The following is a 17804-nucleotide window of genomic DNA, read 5'->3' as shown; positions in this document are numbered from 1 at the left end:
ATGAGCGAGGCCGCGGTCACCCGTACCCGGCTGGGCTTTTTGTCCGGCCTGGTGTTTTTCCTGCTGGTGCTGGGTGCCCTGCTGTGGGGGCTGTGGCAGGCAGTGATGTGGGCCACGGCGTCCAATCAGGTGCCGGTGAACAGCCTGATCATTCAGGGGGAACACCGCTTTGTGGGCCGGGACGACATTCGCCAGTCGGTGCTGTCACTGCCCGAGGTGGGTAACTTTTTCACCCTGGAGGTGGACAGAGTTCAGCAGCAGCTGCAGCAACTGCCCTGGGTATACCAGGCCTCGGTGCGCAAACAGTGGCCCGATAGCCTGCGGGTGTACATTGTCGAGCAGCCGGTGGCGGCGTTCTGGAATGAAAAGGATCTGGTCAACACTCATGGTGAGGTGTTTGAGGCCGACAGAGAAAGCCTTGAGCTGATTGCACTGTCGGGGCCCGACGAAGAAGCGCCCCGCGTGCTGGAAGAATACCGGCGGCTGCAGCCGCTGCTGGCGGGCAAGGGGTACGACATTCGCCGGCTGCACCTGACGCCGCGATTTTCCTGGGAACTGACCCTGAACGACGGGGTCACGCTGATACTGGGGCGGGACGACATTGAAGCCCGTCTGAAACGATTTGTGAATGTCTATCCGGGCATTGTGGGGCGCGAGCGAGTGGCTTACCTCGACCTGCGTTACGATACCGGACTGGCAGTGGGATGGAAGCAGGACGAAGAGACAGATAATGACCAAGAGCGCGGAACGAAATCTGATCGTCGGGCTTGATATCGGCACGGCCAAGGTCACGGCCCTGGTGGGCGAAGTGCTGCCGGACGGTGATCTCAACATCATCGGCCTCGGCAGCCACGCTGCCAAGGGCATGGACAAAGGCGGTGTAAACGATCTTGAGTCGGTGGTCAAATCCCTCAAGCGGGCGGTGGACGAGGCCGAAATGATGGCCGATTGCCAGATCACCTCCGTCTATCTGGGGCTGTCGGGCAAGCACATCGAGTGCCGCAACGAAACCGGCATGGTGCCGGTGTCGGACGAGGAAGTGACCCAGGAAGACATGGACAACGTGATCCACACCGCCAAGTCGGTGCGCCTGTCTGACGAGCACAGGGTGCTGCACGTGATCCCTCAGGAGTACTCCATCGACTTTCAGGAGGGGATCAAGAATCCCATCGGCCTGTCGGGTGTGCGCATGCATGCCAAGGTGCACCTGATCACCTGTCACAACGACATGGCGCGCAACATCGAGAAATGCGTGGAGCGCCTGGGACTGCGGGTAGACCAGCTTATTTTCAGTGCCCTGGCGTCCAGCTATGCGGTGCTGACCGAAGACGAAAAGGAGCTGGGTGTATGCGTAGTGGACATCGGCGGCGGCACCATGGATATGGCGGTGTTCACCGGCGGCGCCCTGCGCCACACCAAGGTGATTCCCTATGCCGGTAGCACCGTCACCAGTGACATCGCCTATGCCTTTGGCACGCCGCCGCTGGATGCGGAAGCCATCAAGGTACGCCACGGCTGTGCCTTCAGCCGGCTGGTGAGCAAGGAAGACAGCATCGAAGTGCCCAGCGTGGGCGGACGCCCGGCGCGCAGTCTGCAGCGCCAGACCCTGGCGGAAGTGATCGAGCCCCGTTACAGCGAGCTGCTCGGCATGATCAACCAGGAGCTGGCCAAGGTACAGGGCGAGCTGAAAAAGTCCGGGGTCAAGCATCAGCTGGCGGCCGGTCTGGTGCTCACCGGAGGCGCCGCCCAGATCGAAGGGTTGGTGGAATGTGCCGAGCAGATCTTTCAGTGCCAGGTACGTATCGGCCAGCCCGACGGCATCAAGGGATTATCGGATTATGTTGAGACGCCGGTGTATTCCACCGCCGTGGGGCTGTTGCAATACGGCAAGGAGCACCAGTCCATGCCTCAACAGGAATACAGCAGCAAGTCCAGTGTGACCGGCCTGTTCAAGCGAGTCGGCAACTGGCTGCGTGGTGAATTTTAATCCCGGCGGGAGCTAGCCGGGACCAAAGCGGAGAGAGAGGGTTAATCCTATGTTTGAACTGATGAATGATCACGAGCAGGAAGCCGTCATTAAAGTGGTCGGTGTGGGCGGCGGCGGCGGTAACGCCGTTGAGCACATGGTACGGGAAAACCTCGAAGGGGTTGAATTCCTGGCCATCAACACCGATGCCCAGGCGCTGCGCAACGCCAGTGCCCATCACACCCTGCAGGTCGGCAGCGCCATTACGAAAGGCCTGGGCGCGGGAGCCAATCCGGAAGTGGGGCGTGATGCCGCCCTGGAAGACAAGGACGCCATTCGCGATCTGCTCGACGGCGCCGACATGGTGTTTATCGCCGCCGGCATGGGTGGTGGTACCGGTACCGGTGCTGCTCCGGTAGTAGCCGAAGTGGCCAAGGAGCTGGGTATTCTGACCGTGGCCGTGGTGACCAAGCCCTTCGCCTTTGAAGGCAAGAAGCGCATGAACTATGCCCAGCAGGGCATCAACGAGCTGGCCAAGCACGTCGACTCGCTGATCACCATTCCCAACGACAAGCTGCTGAAGGTGCTGGGTCGCGGCATCTCCCTGCTGGACGCCTTCAAGGCCGCCAACAACGTGCTGCTGGGGGCGGTGCAGGGCATTGCCGAGCTGATCACCCGTCCGGGTCTGATCAACGTTGACTTCGCCGACGTACGCACCGTGATGCGGGAAATGGGTACCGCCATGATGGGTACCGGCCATGCCACCGGTGAAGACAGAGCCGAGGAAGCCGCCGAGAAGGCGATCTCCAGCCCGCTGCTGGAAGACGTGGATCTGGCCGGTGCCCGGGGCATTCTGGTGAACATCACCGCCGGCCTCGACATGAGCATTGAAGAGTTCGAAACCGTGGGCAACGCGGTCAAGGCCTTTGCCTCCGAGAACGCCACCGTGGTGGTGGGTACCGTACTGGATCCGGAAATCACCGACGAGCTGCGGGTCACCGTGGTGGCCACCGGTATCGGTGCCGAGCGCAAGCCCGACATCACCCTGGTGAAGTCCGGCAACAGCCGCGACGACAACGGCATGCGCCGCGCCGAAACCCCGGAAGAGCAGGGTGGCAAGGTGGCCGTGGGTGGCGATACCGCCCAGGCGAAAACCGATCTGGATTACCTGGACATTCCGGCCTTCCTGCGCAAGCAGGCCGACTGAAAAATGCGCCGGATTGGCGCGGGTGGGTAAAAACGTGTTAGCATACGTGGCCATTTTATATGGTTCGAATCGGGCTATCTGACTGACGGACAATCCTATGATTAGACAACGAACTCTGAAAAATACCGTGCAGGCCACCGGAATCGGCCTGCATTCCGGCCACAAGGTGCAGATGCGCTTTGTTCCTGCGCCGGCCAACACAGGTATCGTGTTTCGTCGTACCGATCTGGAGCCGCAGGTCGAGATTCGGGCCGACGCCGACCTGGTGAAGGACACCATGCTGTGTACCGCCCTGGTCAATGATGAAGGCGTGCGGGTATCCACCATCGAGCACCTGTCCGCCGCACTGGCGGGGCTGGGTATCGACAACCTCTATATTGAGGTGGATGCCCCCGAGGTGCCGGTGATGGACGGCAGTTCCCATCCCTTTATCTACCTGCTACAGTCCGGCGGCATTCGCGAGCTGAACGCGCTCAAGCGCTTCATTCGCATCAAAAAGCCGATCCGGGTGGAAGACGGCGACAAGTGGGCCGAACTGCGTCCCTTTAACAAGGGCTTTCGCATGGATCTGACCATCGACTTCAAGCATCCTGTGTTTGAAGGCCGCAGTCAGCATCTGGTACTGGATTTTTCCGGCGCCGCCTTTGTGAAGGAACTGAGCCGGGCCAGAACCTTCGGCTTTATGCGCGACATCGAATACCTGCACTCCCAGAATCTGGCACTGGGCGGCAGCCTGGAAAACGCCGTGGTGCTGGACGAGTACAAGGTGCTCAACGAAGACGGTCTGCGCTACCCCAACGAGTTTGTGAAGCACAAGATGCTGGACGCCATCGGCGATCTGTATATGTGCAACCACAGCATTCTGGGCGAGTTTTGTGCCTACAAGACCGGCCATGCCCTCAACAACAACCTGTTGCGGGCGCTGCTGGCACAAGCCGACGCCTGGGAAATGGTCACCTTTGGTGACGAGGGCGCCGAGTCGCCGATCCGTTACTACGACACCGCCTTCCAGCCCGCCTGATCCCGTATACACACGCCGGCATCTCTCCGCGCCGGCGTGTTTTTTGTTTTGTTCTGAATACTCATTGCGCTGTTTTTGCGCGAATGGCGTCAGTTTTTACCACGCATTCCGGCGCTGCGGGCCCTTTTGCCGGCCATTGCCCTTGATTATTGCCCGCATCATCACCATATAATTCCCGATTCGCGCATTTACCAGACCCTTTTTCTTGCTGCCCCAACGGGTTACATTTGCATAAATGAAATGCCGAAAGCGCAGGGCCGGCCGCATGGGGCGCACCGTCTTTTCCGGCAAAATGTATCGTTATGGCTCCGCGGCGCGCGGGGTGACCTTTTTCAACATCACAATTGGCCAAGCATGATCACCAAACTCTTCACTCGAATCATTGGCAGTCGCAACGACCGAACCCTGAAGCGACTGCGCAAGGTAGTAAACGAAATCAATGCCATGGAGCCGAAGTTCGAGGCCCTGTCCGATGCCGAGCTGCAGGGCAAGACGGTGGAATTCCGTACCCGCCTGGAGCAGGGCGAAACCCTGGAGCAGATTTTGCCCGAAGCCTTTGCGGTGGTGCGTGAGGCGTCCAAGCGGGTGTTTGCCATGCGTCACTTCGACGTGCAGATGATCGGCGGCATGGTGCTCAACAACAACCAGATCGCCGAAATGAAAACCGGTGAAGGTAAAACCCTGACCGGTACCCTGCCGGTGTACCTGAACGCCCTCAGCGGCCGGGGCGTGCACGTGGTCACGGTGAACGACTACCTGGCCCGCCGGGATGCCGAAGGCAACCGGCCGCTGTTCGAATTCCTGGGCCTGACCGTGGGCTGCAACCTGCCGGGCATGAGTCATCAGGAAAAGCAGGCCGCCTATGCCTGTGACATCACCTACGGCACCAACAACGAATTCGGCTTTGACTACCTGCGCGACAACATGGCGTTTTCGCCCGAGCAGCGGGTGCAGCGTCCGCTGAACTACGCCCTGGTGGATGAAGTGGACTCGGTACTGATCGACGAGGCCCGTACCCCGCTGATCATCTCCGGCCCGGCGGAAGACAGCTCCGAGCTGTACAAGCGCATCGATACCCTGATCCCCAAACTGGTGAAGCAGGATCAGGAAGACACCGAGGAATACACGGGTGACGGCCACTACACGGTGGACGAGAAAAACAAGCAGGCGCTGCTTACCGAAAACGGCCAGATCTTCGTGGAAGAAGAGCTCAAGCGCATGGGCCTGCTGCAGGAAGACGACTCCCTGTTTTCCGCCGGCAACATTACCCTGCTGTCTCACGTCAACGCCGGCCTGCGCGCTCACACCCTGTTTGAGCGCAACGTCGACTACATAGTACAGAACGACGAAGTGGTGATCGTCGACGAGCACACCGGCCGCACCATGCCGGGTCGGCGCTGGTCCGAGGGCCTGCACCAGGCGGTGGAAGCCAAGGAAGGGGTGAAAATCCAGAATGAGAACCAGACCCTGGCCTCGATCACCTTTCAGAACTACTTCCGTCTGTATGACAAGCTGGCGGGCATGACCGGCACCGCCGACACCGAAGCCTTTGAATTCCAGCATATCTACGGCCTCGACACCGTGGTGATCCCCACCAACAAGCCGATGATCCGCAAGGACATGGGCGACCTGGTGTACCTGACCGCGCCGGAGAAATACCAGGCCATCGTTGCCGACATCAAGGACTGCGTCGAGCGGGGCCAGCCGGTGCTGGTAGGTACCGTGTCCATCGAGAACTCCGAGCTGCTCTCCAGCATTCTCGACAAGGAAGGCATCAGGCATCAGGTGCTCAACGCCAAGTTCCACCAGAAGGAAGCGGAGATCATCGCCCAGGCCGGCCGAGCCGGCACCGTGACCATTGCCACCAACATGGCCGGCCGGGGTACCGATATCGTGCTGGGCGGCAGCTGGCAGTCGGAAATCGAGGCCCTGGGTGAGGGCGCGACGCCGGAGCAGATTGCCGCCATCAAGGCCGACTGGCAGCCACGCCACGATGCCGTGCTGGCCGCCGGCGGCCTGCATATTATCGGCACCGAGCGTCACGAATCCCGCCGTATCGATAACCAGCTGCGTGGCCGGGCCGGCCGTCAGGGCGACCCGGGCTCCAGCCGTTTCTACCTGTCCATGGAAGACGCCCTGATGCGCATCTTTGCGTCAGACCGGGTCACCGGCATGATGAAAAAACTGGGCATGGAAGAAGGCGAGGCCATCGAACATCCCTGGGTGACCCGGGCCATTGAAAACGCCCAGCGCAAGGTGGAAACCCGTAACTTCGACATTCGTAAAAACCTGCTCGAATTCGACGACGTGGCCAATGATCAGCGCAAGGTAGTGTACGAGCAGCGCAACGAGCTGCTCGACTCCGGCGATATTCACGACACCATCTCGGTGATCCGCGAAGACGTGCTCACCGATGTGGTTAACGAATACATTCCGCCCCAGTCGCTGGAAGAAATGTGGGACGTGCCCGGCCTGGAGCAGCGTCTGCAGAGTGATTTCGCCCTGGAGCTGCCCATCGGTGACTGGCTCAAGCAGGATGACAAGCTGCACGATGAGCAGATCCTGGAGCGGGTACTGGCCGAAGCCGCCAGCACCTATGAGGAGAAGGAAGCCGTGGTGGGCGCCGAGGTACTGCGCCAGTTTGAAACCTCGGTGATGCTGCAAACCCTGGACAACCTGTGGAAGGAGCACTTGGCGGCCATGGATCACCTGCGTCAGGGCATTCACCTGCGCGGTTATGCCCAGAAGAACCCCAAGCAGGAATACAAGCGCGAGTCCTACGAGCTGTTTACCCAGATGCTGGACAACCTCAAGCGCGAGGTGGTGAGCATTCTCAGCCGGGTGCGGGTGCAGACCCAGGAAGAAGTGGATGCGGCCGAAGCCAAACGTCGTGAAGCCGCCGAGCGCCTGCCTCAGAGCTACAGCCATGCCGAGGCCGACAGCCCGCTGACCGATGGTCAGCCTGCCACTGCTGCAGCAGAAGCCGAAAGTGCACCCTTTGTGCGGGAAGGCCAGAAAGTGGGCCGCAACGACCCTTGCCCCTGCGGCTCGGGCAAAAAGTACAAGCAATGCCACGGCAAGCTGAGCTGAGCCGGCATCGTATTTCTGCAAAAGCCGCCTTCGGGCGGCTTTTTAATTATATAAATGGCAAAAAGGGAAAATACTGAAATATTGTCCCGACCCGGGCCGTACAGGAGTGAGATTATTTTTATTATGGATTCTGCGTCCGGCCAGGTTTCACTTTGGGCCGGATTGACCCATAATTTTCGCCCCCACAAAGGGGAAATAAAAATAATTACGGGATAAAAACAAGAGGCATTCATGCATCACAGAGTGTTTTTGCGGCTGGCATTTACCCTGGCACCGGTGCTGCTGCTGGCGGGTGCGATAGCGCTGGTCATGCTGCTGCAATCGCAACGGGCGCTGACACTGGCCCAGCAGACGCGGTTTGAGTATTTCGAAGCCGCTAACCAGATCCGGCAGTTGTCGGGCCAGCTCAGTGCCGGTATTCGCAACTATGCCTATACCGGCTCGGAGCGCAGCCTGTCGCTGTATCGCCATGTGCTGGCCATGACCGAAGGGCGCCATCCCAGGGACAATGGCAGGGTCATCTCCAACGAGCAACTGCTGCGGTCAATGACGCTGACCCGGGAAGAGCTCAACCTGCTGGAACGGGCGCGCCAGGCGACTCTGACTCTGGCCAGGCTGGAAGACGAGGCACTTCGGCTGATGGAGGCGGGGCATTATGCTCAGGCCCGGCAAAAGGTGTTCAACCCGGACTACGACAGCTACAGAGAAGTAGTGACCGGATCGGTCAACCAGTTTGTAAACCTGCTGGTGGCACGGCTGGAGCGGAACATTGAGCAGGCACGCCAGCAAAACCGGTATACCATGATTGCCATGCTCATTACGTTCTTGCTGTTGGTGTTATGCAGTCTCGTGCTGGGCTGGCAGTTACGCCAGGGCCAGCGCCATCAGGGCCGCGTCGTGCTGGCTGCGCGCCATGGTACTCCCGGCTGAGTTTCCCCTGATTCCCTTATAAAGCCTCGAATGGATCTTTTGTGTTTTAATTTTAGTTAAATAAGAACATAATCCGCGCCGTTTGAATTAAACGTTGTATACAGTTTGCGGGGAGGAGTGTATGGGAAGTGGTATGACCCTGAAGGCCATTATCCGGTTGATTATCCTGGTGGCACTGGGTTTTGCCCTGATATTGGGCGGCACCCTGTTTCTTTTATTACAGGCGCAGAGTGATCTTGAAGCGGCCCAGAACAAGCGGCATGAAGACTTTAACTCCGTCAACCTGATGCGCATCATGTCCGGGGAGCTGACAGCCAGTATCCGTAATTATGTCTCCACCTCTGCCCAGAAAGATCTGGACAACTACCGCAGCGTACTGGCGATGACTGAAGGCCGCAAGCCGCGGATCAACGGTTTTACCGAGTCAAACGAACAGATGCTGCAGGCCATGACGCTGACTCCTCAGGAATTGGCGTTGCTGGAAAAGGGCCGGCAGGCGACCGTGAACATGGCGAAACTGGAAAGCGAGGCGTTGCAGCTGATGCAGGTCGGCCAGAGTCGTGAAGCCTGGGGCAAGGTATTTAACAAGGAATATGACGACAACAGGGCCGTACTTCAGGCGTCGGTTAACCGCTTTATCTCGATGCTGCTGACCCGCCTTGATCAGGATATCGAGATCGCCCGGGCCAAGAAGCATAACATGGTGATCGTCATGGTGGTGATGGCGGCCCTGCTAGTGACGCTCAGCCTGTTGCTGGGATGGGTGCTCAGACGGGCGGTGCTGCAGCCTCTGGGGGCGGAGCCGGCCGAGATGGCACGAATTGCCAGTTCTATTGCCGACGGCCAGCTTGGCCTGCAATTTTTACCGGATGCACAGGGCGTCTATGGCCGCATGCAGCACATGACCAGTAAATTGCGTGACCTGGTCGGCCAGATTAACAGTTCAAGTTCAGGTCTGGCTTCGGCGGCAGAAGAAACCTCGGCCGTGTCGCTGCAGACCAGCACCAACCTTGAGCGTCAGCAGCAGGACACCGAGCAGGTTGCTACCGCCATTAACCAGATGTCGGCCACGGTGCAGGAAGTTTCGCACAATACCGGGCAAGCGGCGGAATCGGCTCGCTCTGCGTCAGAAGCGGCCGAGCAGGGCCGCCAGATCGTCCTGCAGACTGTCGAGCAGATCAGCTGTCTGGCTGAGGAAGTGGGCACCACCAGCGAAGTGGTGCAATCACTGGCCGACAGCAGCACCCAGATCAGCTCCGTGGTTGAGGTGATTCAGGAAATTGCCGATCGCACCAACCTGCTGGCGCTGAATGCCGCCATCGAGGCTGCACGGGCCGGTGAGCAGGGGCGTGGCTTTGCGGTGGTGGCGGCTGAGGTTCGCAACCTCGCCGAGCAGACCCAGCATTCTTCTCAGGAAATCGTGAACACCATCGCCCGGCTACAGGCCGATGCCGCAAAAGCCAAGTCCGCCATGGACAGTGGCCGTCAGCGGGCGGAAGTGACGGTAGAGCGGGCGCGGGATGCCGAGCAGGCGCTGGAAATGATCAGTTCGGCGGTGCAGTTGATCCGCGACATGAACACCCAGATCGCCAGTGCGGTGGAAGAGCAGGCCTCGGTGACCGAGAACATCAGCCGTAATATCACCAGCATTCACGGTATGGGTGAGGAGAATGCCGCGGGTGCCGATCAGACTGCCAGTGCCAGCCGTGAGCTGGCCAGTCTTGCCGAGCAATTACAGACGGCGGTTCAGGGCTTCAGGCTCGAGAACACGCACGCCCAGCTCCGCTGAGCCGGGCTGTGGCAGTTCGGTAGCTGGCTGCCGGCCTTGTTCCCTTGGAAGGCGGTCAGTATACTGCCGTGTCTCAAATTGCGAGGATTGTTCATGTTAAAGCTGTTGCGGATACTGTTGCTGGGCCTGGCCATGGTCGTCGTTTTCGTACTGGGTACCCTGTTGTGCCTGGTACGCCCCCGCCACCCGAACAACGTTTATCTGCTTGGCCGCCTGTTTCACCTGGCCTGTCCGTTGATCGGGCTCAAGGTCAGAATTCGCGGGCGTGACAACGTGAAGGATCTGGAGTCGGCCATTTACATTGCCAACCACCAGACCAACTGGGACATCATCACTCACCCGGGCGTGCTGTCGCCGCGCACCGTGGCCATTGGCAAAAACAGCCTGTTCTGGATTCCGTTGTTTGGCCCCCTGTTCTGGCTCAGTGGCAACCTGCTGATCAACCGGGAAAACAAGGCCAAGGCCGCCAGCACCATCGGCAAGGTGGTGGAAAAAATACGCAGCCGCAAGCTGTCCATCTGGATGTTTCCCGAAGGCACCCGCAGCAAGGGCAAGGGGCTGCTGCCGTTCAAGACCGGCGCCTTTCATATTGCCCTGCAGGCGGGAGTGCCCATAGTGCCCGTCGCCTGCTCCAGCTATTTTGGTCAGGTGGATCTGAACCGCTGGGACAACGGCGAAGTGCTGATCGACATCATGCCACCCATCGACGTAAGCGAGTGCCAGCCGGCGCAACTGCGCGACCTGCTGAAACAGAGTCGCAAGCAGATTGCCGACGGCATTACCCGCCTCGACGGGGAAGTCCGCCGTCCCGATTCCCTTACTCAATCCGGAGCCGAATCATGAGCCAGAGCACCGACTGGCGGGCCGAAACCCGTGACATCATTGAATCCCTGCTGAACGACGGCAGCCATCCCGATGCCGAATACACCATAGAACACCACTTTTCCGGGCAGAACTTCGCCCGCCTGGAAAAGGCCGCGGTCGACTGCTTCAAGGCCGGCTACGAGGTTACCGATGCCGAGGAGCTGACCCTGGAGCGGGGGCAGACCCTGCTGTGCTTTGACGCCGTGGCCGACAGCGCCCTCAACGAAGAGCAAATCATGCAACAAATCGCAGAGCTGCTGCCCATCGCCGAGAAATACGGTATCGACTACGATGGCTGGGGCACCTACTTCGAGGGAGACGACGAAGAGGAATAAGTGCAAGGGCGGCATGGCGGGAGCGGCTCGGCTAAGCTTGATCCATATATGCATGGATCAAGGAGAGTACCATGTGCCGTCACCGCGTCGCTTGCTTGTGGTTATTGCTGCCATTCCTGGTTGTTCTGTCCGGTTGCAGTGAAATTCAGGCCCGCCTGGGCCGGCACTTGCTGCCGGATGCTCCCGAGGTGGTGGTGGAGACCCTGCCGCCGGGCTATGACCCGGCCCGCCCGCGCCCGCCTTATACCGGCCCTCATGCTTCCCTGGTAAAGCTGGATCTCGGCGCCTTTGACTTTCCGGTGCAGCCCGGCGAAACCGGCCCCATCGACACCTCCCTTGGGCCGCTGCAATACCCGTTTTCCTGCAATACCGAAGAATCCGGACTGGGTCAGCCGCTGGTGGATAACCAGGACGGCATCGGCACACCTGTGTATGCCGAGGAAAACGGCATAAAAAACAAGCAGCGCCTGTTGGGTCACAGCAAGGACTGCCTGCTCAACACCCGCCTCGATTACTACTACCGGGTGAAGGGCAAGAACGACTTTCGGCGGCTGCCCGAAGGCGACTACCCCGAGGACATGGACTGGATCGAGCGGGATGGCGAGCGCATTCCCTTTGTGCTCAGGGTAGAGCAGGGCACCATCAACCGCTTTGTGTACATGCTTGCCATGCTGGCCGATCCGACGACACCGGTCACCGACACCCACAGCCGCTACTGGAACCGCAAGCTGATTTTCCACTTCAAGGGCGGGGTCGGCATCGGCAAGCGCCAGGGCAAGATGAGCCTGGGGCGGGTGGGCAGCCGGCTGGTGGCCCAGCTGGCTCAGGGCTATGCGCTGGCGGGCTCCAGCGGCAATGTCACCAGCAACCACTACAACATGTGGCTGGCGGCCAATACCGCCGAAATGGTCAAGGCTCAGTTTGAAGCCCGCTACGGTCGGCCCGACTACACGGTGGGCATTGGCGGCTCCGGTGGCGCCGTGCAGCAGTATCTGTTCGCCCAGAACAAGCCAGGCCTGCTTGACGCCCTAATCCCCCAGTACAGTTATCCGGACATGATCACCCAGAGTATCTGGGCACTGGACTGCGAGTTGTTCGAATATTACTTCGATGTAACTGCCCGGGAGAACAAGCGCTGGCGCGTGCAGGAAAACCGTGGCCTGGTGATGGGGGTGGCGGCCAGCAGCGAGGTGGAGCACGAGTTCAAAAAGTATTACCGCTGGGCACGCATGGCCGGACTGGGGTTGCGCCTGCCCGGGCTGCCCCCGGGGGCCACCGAGTGCTCCAAGAGCTGGCGCGGTCTGGCCCCGCTGACCAACAACCCCCATTACTCCCACCGGGCCCGTTATTACTCGCCGGCGGTGGTGGCAAAAGCACGCTTCAGCCACTGGCACGATCTGGGGTATGTGTATGGCGTGGATGACAACGGCTATGCCAACCGCACTCACGATAATACCGGCGTGCAATACGGGCTGGGGGCCCTTATCGAGCGGGAGATCACCCCCGCCGAGTTCTTCCATCTCAACGCCAATATCGGCAGCTGGAAGCCGCCGGCCGACATGGTACAGGAAAAGCTCTGGGTGCTGACCGGCGACGACAGCCTGGCCGGCGTATCCATCTGGAGCGATCACAACATGCGCAAGACCCCGGGCAGTCCGGTACCGCTGTGGGTGTTTGAGCGCAACCGGGCCGACATGGTTAAAACCGCCCCCCGCAGTCGGGGGAACCACGACGCCATTGCCGCCGCCTACCGCTCCGGCCACGTCTTCCTGGGCGATATCGATATTCCGGTTATCGATGTGCGGCACTACCTCGACCCCGAGCTCGACATGCACCACTCCTATGCTACCCAGTCGGTGTGGCTGCGCATGCAGGCCGCCCGCGGCAACACCGACAATCTGGTGATCTGGCAAAGCGGAAAGCCCTTTAATCCCAGCGACCGGGCCTTTGAGGTGCTTGACGAGTGGCTCACCACGGGGCAGCGGCCCGCCACGGCCGTGGACGCCTGCTGGACCGACACCGGTGAGCTGATTGCCGAAGGAAACAGCGTATGGAACGGCCCCTGGCGGGGCAATGCCGAGACCGGTGCCTGCCTGCAGCGTTACCCGGCGTTTCGCTCGCCCCGTAACGTGGCCGGCGCCCCGCTGACCGGAGAGCTGTTCCAGTGTGCCCTGATCCCGGTTGAACAGGCCGTGGCTCAAGGCGTTTACGGTGAGCTCGACATGCGCTCGCACCTGGCCATGCTGCGCGTGGTCTTTCCCGATGGTGTCTGCGATTTCAGCCGGGGAGATATGGGACGTCCCAGCAATGCAGAGATGGGACTCACTGGCGTGTTATAGTGGCGCAAAACATGTTTAGGGAAGGCCTGATGTATCCGCCACCGGATCCCCACATGCAATTGTGGGACGAGTACAAATACCGCCACGACCACATCTGGCAAAAGCTGTTTCAGATCACCATTGCTGTGGTGCTGCTGGGCTCGGTGCCTTACCTCAAGCCCGAGATCGCTCAGGTGCTGCGGGGCTAGATTTTGATAGCGCCGCTGCTGGGCACGGTACTGAGCCTGATCAGCCGGGTGCTGATGCATTTTGAGCTGACCCTGTTTGGCAAAATTGCACGGGCGCACCGGGCTCATCAGGAGGAGCTGGGGTTGATACGGCACAGCCGGCACAATTATTTTCGTTACCTGGTGATGATTTACGTCGATTTTCTGCTGCTGGTCAGCATCGCCAATGTGGCGGTGGTGCGGTTGTTGTGGCTGGCGGCCTGAATCACTGCGTCAGCGCTCTGCACAGGGCGTTCGCTTGCCTCTGTCGGGCTGGTCTGACCCGGCATACACTTAATGCTGAGGCCGGGCGTTGTGTGCCCGGAGAGTGAACAGAGGTAATGAAAGATGGTTATGCATGGCAACGTGAAGGCGAGCGCAGTGGCGGTGGTATTGCTACTTGGGCTGTCGGCCTGTGCCAACATGTCTGATCGGGACCGCAATACCGCCATTGGCGCTGGTGTGGGCGGTGTGGCCAGCTCGGTGCTGACCCATGGCAGCGCTGTGGGCACCATAGGTGGCGCCGTGGTCGGTGGTGTGATCGGTAATCAGACCGGCAAATGATACTCCCGCCGGGCATTACCAGGCGGCTTCGCCCAGGTAGTTGCCCGGCGGATGGTAATTGCACACCAGTATCATGATGTCGTTGCAGGTGCTGGTGGCGCAGCCCAGCTCTTGAGTGTCGGACCACACCATCTGGGTGTAGTGGCCCACTTTGAGAACCAGCGCCCGGGTGAGGGGCTGGCCCGAATAATACCGCTTTTCCTCTTCCCAGCTTTTTACCCCGTCCAGCTCGTCGTAATAGCCGAGGGTTCCCATAAACAGATTCTCGCCAAAGCCCGAGCCCCGGCTGTGCTCAATATCGCAGCGCTTGCTCAGCTCGTGTGCCCAGCCAGCGGCCTGCGTTTCGGCCCGGGCCGACCAGACCAGCGGGACGGCGCCCACCTCGGCACGAACCTCATTGTGGGCCTCCAGCAATGCCTGTTTTATATCGGTGGCAGAGACGAAGCTGGCCAGCAGCCCTGTCAGCCAGAGCAAATGATGCCGTTTCATGGGGCACCTCCTTGATGGACATAGTGTTTTCAGATTAAGGGCGCGGGCCTGAAAACGCCATGTTTCCCTTTTTCCCCCTCACCAGCAAGCGGCCATAAAAAAGCCCCGGCGGTTGCCGGGGCTGTTGCGTAACGGGTTAACTGTCGGGGTTACAGGCTGGCGATCTGGTCGCGCTGCTGCTCCAGCTTGGCCAGGGTGGCCTGGTAATCGGCCAGTTTTTCCTGCTCCTTGGCCACCACCTCGGCGGGGGCCTTGGCCACAAAGCCCTGGTTGTTGAGCTTGCCTTCGAGACGCTTGATCTCGCCCTGAATCTTGCCCAGCTCCTTGTCAAGGCGGGCCAGTTCGGCGTCCTTGTCAATCAGGCCGGCCATGGGCAGCAGCAGCTCGGTGTCGCCGATCAGCTGCTTGGTAGACACCGGCGCTTCGTCGCCGGCGGCCAGCAGGGTGATGCTGTCGAGCTTGGCCATGGCCTTGAGGAAGGCGTCGTTGTCGGTGGCGCGGCGGGCGTCTTCACCGGCCGGGCGCAGCAGCACGCTCAGGGCCTGGCCCGGGGGAATGTTCATCTCGGCGCGCAGGTTGCGGATGGACACGATAAAGCGCTTCACCCACTCCAGATCGGCCATGGCCTGCTCGTCCTGCTCGGCGGCATTCACCTCGGGGTAGGCGGCCAGCATGATGCTGTCGCCACCGCGTCCGGCCAACGGGGCGACCCGTTGCCAGATTTCCTCGGTGATGTAGGGCATGATGGGGTGCGCCAGACGCAGCAGGGTTTCCAGCACCTCGATCAGGGTCTTGCGGGTGGCGCGCTGCTCGGCCTCGGAGCCATGCCACAGCACCGGCTTGGTGAGCTCCAGATACCAGTCGCAGAACTGGTTCCAGATAAACTCGTACAGGGCACTGGCGGCGCGGTCAAAGCGGTAGCCGTCCAGGGCGCTGCGTACATCGGCGATGGTGGCCTGCAGCTGGGCGCGGATCCAGCGGTCCGCCAGCGAGTATTGCAGCTCGCCGCCGTTCTGGCCGCAGTCCTGCTCTTCGGTGTTCATCAGCACGTAGCGAGAGGCGTTCCACAGCTTGTTGCAGAAGTTGCGGTAGCCGTCCAGGCGCTTCATGTCCCAGTTGATGTCACGGCCGGTGGAAGCCATGGCGCACAGGGTAAAGCGCAGGGCGTCGGTGCCGTGGGCCTCGATGCCGTCGGCAAATTCCTTGCGGGTGCGCTTTTCAATCTTGGCGGCCAGCTGGGGCTGCATCATGTTGCCGGTGCGCTTGGTGACCAGGGATTCCAGATCGATGCCGTCGATCATGTCGAGGGGGTCGAGCACGTTGCCCTTGGACTTGGACATCTTGTCGCCGTTCTCGTCACGGATCAGACCGGTGACGTAAACGGTTTTGAACGGCACCTGGGGCTTGCCGTTTTCGTCCTTGATGAAGTGCATGGTCATCATGATCATGCGCGCCACCCAGAAGAAGATGATGTCAAAGCCGGTGACCAGCACGCTGGACGGATGGAAGGTGGCCAGCTCCGGAGTTTTTTCCGGCCAGCCCAGGGTGGAGAAGGTCCACAGCGCCGAGCTGAACCAGGTGTCGAGCACGTCGTCGTCCTGGCTCAGCACCACGTCATCGCCCAGGTTATGGGCGGCGCGCACTTCGGCTTCATCTCTACCCACGTAGACCTTGCCGGACTCGTCGTACCAGGCGGGAATACGGTGGCCCCACCACAGCTGACGGGAGATACACCAGTCCTGAATGTCGCGCATCCAGGAGAAGTACATGTTTTCGTACTGCTTGGGCACGAACTGAATGTCGCCGTCTTCTACCGCCTGGGTGGCCACCTTGGCCAGAGGGGCGGCACGTACGTACCACTGGTCGGTGAGCATGGGCTCGATCACCACGCCGCCACGGTCGCCGTAGGGCACGGTCAGGTCGTGATCCTTGATGCTGTCGAGCAGACCCAGAGTTTCCAGCTCGGCCACCACGGCGCTGCGCGCTTCAAAGCGGTCCAGACCGTGATAGGCCACGGGCAGCTCGGGGCTGTACACGTCGCTCGGCTCGCCGGTGCTGGTGAACACCTCGGCTTCGTTACGAATGGCGGCGTCAAAGGTCAGCACGTTGATCATCGGCAACTGATGACGCTTGCCCACTTCGTAGTCGTTGAAGTCGTGGGCCGGGGTGATCTTCACGCAACCGGTGCCCTTTTCCATGTCGGCATGGTCGTCGCCCACGATGGGAATTCGGCGGTTGACGATGGGCAGGATAATGGCCTTGCCTATCAAGTCTTTATAACGCGGATCTTCCGGGTTCACCGCCACGGCGGTGTCACCCAGCATGGTTTCCGGACGGGTGGTGGCCACCACCAGGTAGTCCTTGCCATCGGCGGTCTTGACACCGTCGGCCAGCGGATAGCGGAAGTGCCACATGTGGCCCTTCTTGTCCTTGTTTTCCACTTCCAGATCGGAAATGGCGGTGTGCAGCTTGGGGTCCCAGTTCACCAGGCGCTTGCCGCGGTAAATGAGATCGTCTTCATACAGGCGCACAAACACTTCCTTCACCGCGTTGGACAGGCCCTCATCCATGGTGAAGCGTTCACGCTCCCAGTCCACCGAGGCGCCCAGCCGGCGCAGCTGCTGAGTGATGGTGCCGCCGGATTCCTTTTTCCAGTCCCAGATCTTGTCGATAAAGGCGTCGCGGCCGTAGTCGTGACGGGTCTTGCCTTCCTCGGCGGCGATCTTGCGCTCCACCACCATCTGGGTGGCGATACCGGCGTGGTCGGTGCCCACCTGCCACAGGGTGTTTTTGCCCTGCATGCGCTGGTAGCGGATCAGGGTATCCATGATGGAGTCCTGAAAGGCGTGGCCCATGTGCAGGCTGCCGGTCACGTTGGGCGGCGGAATCATGATGCTGTAGGCATCTTTGCTGGTGTCGCCGTGGGGCTTGAAGTAGCCCTTGCTTTCCCATTGCTGGTACAGGGCCTGCTCGATGGCGTTGGGGTTAAAGGTTTTTTCCATGG

General features: G+C 60.4%; 15 protein-coding genes. 13 read left to right on the top strand and 2 right to left on the bottom strand.

Annotated elements, in window-relative coordinates:
* From Q9290_RS12575 to Q9290_RS12515, 13 genes are all read left to right on the top strand, one after another.
* On the top strand, nucleotides 1–771 hold the full coding sequence (locus tag Q9290_RS12575) for a cell division protein FtsQ/DivIB (protein WP_306079993.1): 771 nt from the start codon (nucleotides 1–3) through the stop codon (nucleotides 769–771).
* On the top strand, nucleotides 731–1987 hold the full coding sequence (gene ftsA / locus Q9290_RS12570) for a cell division protein FtsA (protein ID WP_306079992.1): 1257 nt from the start codon (nucleotides 731–733) through the stop codon (nucleotides 1985–1987). Before Q9290_RS12575 ends, ftsA begins: the two co-directional genes overlap by 41 nt.
* Nucleotides 1988–2036: 49 nt before the next feature.
* Nucleotides 2037–3173, top strand: a complete 1137-nt coding sequence (ftsZ, locus tag Q9290_RS12565) for a cell division protein FtsZ (protein WP_306079991.1) — start codon at nucleotides 2037–2039, stop codon at nucleotides 3171–3173.
* Nucleotides 3174–3270: 97 nt separating this feature from the next.
* The gene (lpxC, locus tag Q9290_RS12560) at nucleotides 3271–4194 is read left to right on the top strand and encodes a UDP-3-O-acyl-N-acetylglucosamine deacetylase (RefSeq protein WP_306079990.1); all 924 of its coding nucleotides are present in this window, start codon (nucleotides 3271–3273) and stop codon (nucleotides 4192–4194) included.
* Between the two features lie 354 nt (nucleotides 4195–4548).
* On the top strand, nucleotides 4549–7284 hold the full coding sequence (gene secA, locus Q9290_RS12555; protein WP_306079989.1) for a preprotein translocase subunit SecA: 2736 nt from the start codon (nucleotides 4549–4551) through the stop codon (nucleotides 7282–7284).
* 231 nt (nucleotides 7285–7515) lie between these two features.
* Nucleotides 7516–8214 carry a chemotaxis protein gene (locus Q9290_RS12550; RefSeq protein ID WP_306079988.1) on the top strand — a complete coding sequence of 233 codons (699 nt, stop codon included), beginning with the start codon at nucleotides 7516–7518 and terminating at the stop codon, nucleotides 8212–8214.
* Between the two features lie 121 nt (nucleotides 8215–8335).
* The gene (locus Q9290_RS12545; RefSeq protein ID WP_306079987.1) at nucleotides 8336–10003 is read left to right on the top strand and encodes a methyl-accepting chemotaxis protein; all 1668 of its coding nucleotides are present in this window, start codon (nucleotides 8336–8338) and stop codon (nucleotides 10001–10003) included.
* A 93-nt stretch (nucleotides 10004–10096) separates the two neighbouring features.
* On the top strand, nucleotides 10097–10846 hold the full coding sequence (locus Q9290_RS12540) for a 1-acylglycerol-3-phosphate O-acyltransferase (RefSeq protein ID WP_306079986.1): 750 nt from the start codon (nucleotides 10097–10099) through the stop codon (nucleotides 10844–10846).
* Nucleotides 10843–11202 carry a ribonuclease E inhibitor RraB gene (gene rraB, locus Q9290_RS12535; RefSeq protein WP_306079985.1) on the top strand — a complete coding sequence of 120 codons (360 nt, stop codon included), beginning with the start codon at nucleotides 10843–10845 and terminating at the stop codon, nucleotides 11200–11202. Before Q9290_RS12540 ends, rraB begins: the two co-directional genes overlap by 4 nt.
* A gap of 71 nt (nucleotides 11203–11273) precedes the next feature.
* Complete coding sequence (locus Q9290_RS12530; RefSeq protein WP_306079984.1) at nucleotides 11274–13541, top strand: DUF6351 family protein; 2268 nt, start codon at nucleotides 11274–11276, stop codon at nucleotides 13539–13541.
* Nucleotides 13542–13552: 11 nt separating this feature from the next.
* Nucleotides 13553–13729: a hypothetical protein gene (locus Q9290_RS12525; protein ID WP_306079983.1), complete on the top strand. Its 177-nt coding sequence runs from the start codon at nucleotides 13553–13555 to the stop codon at nucleotides 13727–13729.
* A 3-nt stretch (nucleotides 13730–13732) separates the two neighbouring features.
* On the top strand, nucleotides 13733–13972 hold the full coding sequence (locus tag Q9290_RS12520; protein WP_306079982.1) for a hypothetical protein: 240 nt from the start codon (nucleotides 13733–13735) through the stop codon (nucleotides 13970–13972).
* Between the two features lie 129 nt (nucleotides 13973–14101).
* Nucleotides 14102–14311: a glycine zipper 2TM domain-containing protein gene (locus Q9290_RS12515; protein ID WP_371930924.1), complete on the top strand. Its 210-nt coding sequence runs from the start codon at nucleotides 14102–14104 to the stop codon at nucleotides 14309–14311.
* A gap of 15 nt (nucleotides 14312–14326) precedes the next feature.
* Here the strand turns inward: Q9290_RS12515 and Q9290_RS12510 are convergent, their stop codons facing one another.
* Together Q9290_RS12510 and Q9290_RS12505 are read right to left on the bottom strand one after the other, a co-directional pair.
* On the bottom strand, nucleotides 14327–14800 hold the full coding sequence (locus Q9290_RS12510; protein WP_306079980.1) for a CAP domain-containing protein: 474 nt from the start codon (nucleotides 14798–14800) through the stop codon (nucleotides 14327–14329).
* Nucleotides 14801–14949: 149 nt separating this feature from the next.
* A complete protein-coding gene (locus Q9290_RS12505; protein WP_306079979.1) occupies nucleotides 14950–17802 on the bottom strand; it encodes a valine--tRNA ligase in 2853 nt (950 codons plus the stop codon).
* Between the last annotated feature and the right edge of the window lie 2 nt (nucleotides 17803–17804).

Source organism: Oceanimonas aquatica (assembly GCF_030732065.1).
GTDB lineage: Bacteria > Pseudomonadota > Gammaproteobacteria > Enterobacterales > Aeromonadaceae > Oceanimonas.
The sequence above is the reverse complement of the archived record's forward strand: the minus strand, read 5'-3'. Positions and strand labels throughout refer to the sequence as shown.